General features: G+C 42.3%; 2 protein-coding genes. Both read left to right on the top strand.

What is annotated here, in order from left to right; all coding sequences use genetic code 11:
- Positions 1-591 precede the first annotated feature (591 nt).
- Positions 592-1,032 carry a hypothetical protein gene (locus BG260_RS14215; protein ID WP_069133525.1) on the top strand — a complete coding sequence of 147 codons (441 nt, stop codon included), beginning with the start codon at positions 592-594 and terminating at the stop codon, positions 1,030-1,032.
- A gap of 696 nt (positions 1,033-1,728) precedes the next feature.
- Positions 1,729-2,115: a hypothetical protein gene (locus tag BG260_RS13710; RefSeq protein WP_069133524.1), complete on the top strand. Its 387-nt coding sequence runs from the start codon at positions 1,729-1,731 to the stop codon at positions 2,113-2,115.
- Positions 2,116-2,499 lie beyond the last annotated feature (384 nt).

Genomic DNA, 2,499 nt, shown 5'->3' with positions numbered 1-2,499 from the left:
GGGGATTCAGTGAACAGTGGCAACAGTGATCAGTGAGCAGGTTGCCGGAAACATGGATAACGGGTCAATAAAATTCGTCTGACGGACTCGAGCCGTCTGACGAGAGCTTTGTACAGCTCACCGCATAGAAATACCCTGTTTTGTTGGAGGCCAGACCCGACAGGTTTTGGAAACCTGTCGGGTCTCCGTCGTTCTCATCCGTCTGACCGCTTGGAGCGTTCTGACGGTGCCGCTGCGCGGAATTCGGCTGACGAGGGGATGGCGTAAACCGTAATCGTCACATATTAATTGCGTGTAATGTTACTCCTGAATCATTTGAAAAGCTGATGAGAATCTAATATTAACCCGCAAGCTTTAAAAAAGATTAACTGCATGGCAGTCCGGGAGTCCTGATATTGGTTTCAGACGGTTGAGAGATCGCTTCGGTTCATGCGCTCAAAAAAAATTTTGTAACAAATGAACCATTGCGTACTCTTTACCACAGTAACATAAATCATCCGACAGACAACGGTCTCGGGTCATTAAAACCAAACAATACAAACGTTTTACTTTTAAACAACCTTTAATCTAACACAAATAAGGTAACTTACCATGGGTCAACAACAATTATTACTCGTAATTCTCGTAACAATCATCGTGGGTATCGCGACGGTTGTGGCTATTAACACATTTGGAACTGCTGCAGATTCTGCAACCTTAGATGGCGTGAGACAGGATCTAACATCTTTAAGTGCTTCTGCTCAAGGATACTACATGAAACCTGAAATGTTAGGTGGTGGGGGAAGGTCTTTTGACGGACTGACTTTTCGTTCACTTACATTTAGTGGTGATGTCATAGATGATTTTACTGCAACGAATGAGTATGGTACTTATATAATTAATTCAGGTGGTGCAATTTCCGGAACTGCTCAAGAATTTGTAGTAGAGGCAACAGCGAATGTTTCAGATAGTACTAAGATACAAGTTAGAGTCTGTCCAGATGGACAGGTTATGGGTACACCCGATGGTACTGCAGGTGCATGTCCTTCATAGACACTAGTAATAAAACTTGTTTTTAACTTAAACCCTGTCCAAGCTTATTGGTCAGGGTTTTTTTTGGTCATAGGATAGGTAATAGATCCTATACTATTTGTTCAGTGCTTTTTGTGCTTCGATAAAGAATCGTAATTTAAGTAAGAATGTAAGTCTCTATAGACACAAAGTTTGTGCAACTTAATGCAGGTTTTATTTTTGATAATGGATATTCAGAATTTATGATATGGTAAGATTATTCATGTTTGCGACGTTAGTGTGTTACATACATTGAGGTAAAGAAGTGTGTGTAAAGTTCACGTAAACTGGCAAACAGTATTTATAACAAAAATCGATTTTATTTATCAATCAAAGAAAACTCGTGGTTTAACCCACTATTACCTGGATAAGTATTTTAAACGACCAGAAGTGGCACTTTGAGTCAGGGAAGATTACTGATAAAGTTGTATAGGAATACCTTGTGCACCTTATATTGAAACACAGTAATGATGACTCGGATTATATAATTGAATAGGACTTTATGACTCTGGATAACTTCAAATTCTTTAGTGGAGGATGTTTTAGTGTTTTTAAATGTTGAAACTTCATTAATCCTGCTTAACAACGTTTAAACTCTTCTAACCCGGCCAAATATCGGTAATGAATTGATTAGCTTTGTGACTGTTAAACATAAAATCTACGTTTTGGGTTACAAGTATGGGACAACAACAACTTCTACTGATCATCCTGGTTACGGTCATTATTGGCATCGCCACGATCGTCGCGATCAATACGATGCAGGCTTCGCATGATGCGGCCATCGAAGACGCCATCCGCCAGGATATTTTGCAAGCACACGCTATGGCACAAGGGTTTTACACCAAACCGGCCATGCTGGGCGGGGGAGACCGAAGTTTCACACAACTCACCCTCAGAGATCTCAGCCTCCCCGAAGAGAACGAAAACGCCGGCTATTCCCTGGATGAAATCTCAGCGAACGGATTTAATATAGTGGCGGAGTCTCATGTCGGGTTTACGGTCACAGCAGCGATTACGGCCGGGAGTGATGAGATTGTGTGGACGGTTAGTGACAGTGAAGAGTAGTGTCAGTTATACAGTGGCAACAGTGATCAGTGAACAGGTTGTTGGAGCCCAGACCCGACAGGTTTCAAAAACCTGTCGGGTCTCTTGCCTACCCAAGGCTCGTTTGACGAGGGTTTAAAAGTCAACATCAAGTCTCCGCCGAATAGGGGGTAGTTGTTTGGAGTGCTTTAAATTATTGAGGCGGTTTTTACAATGAGCAGTGGCAACAGTAATCAGTTAGCAGGTTGTCATAACATGGATAACGGGTCAAAAAAATTCGTCTGACGGACTCGAGCCGTCTGACGAGGGTTTTCGTTTATACCTTACTACGGTATAGAGATTTCACGACTCTCCGCCAGCCGGCGGATTGCTCGAAATGACAGGGTGTGGTGTAGTGTAGATCGT

The sequence above is a fragment of the Rhodohalobacter halophilus genome, assembly GCF_001715195.1.
Taxonomy (GTDB): domain Bacteria; phylum Bacteroidota; class Rhodothermia; order Balneolales; family Balneolaceae; genus Rhodohalobacter; species Rhodohalobacter halophilus.
This window is presented reverse-complemented; position numbering and strand designations above follow the sequence as displayed.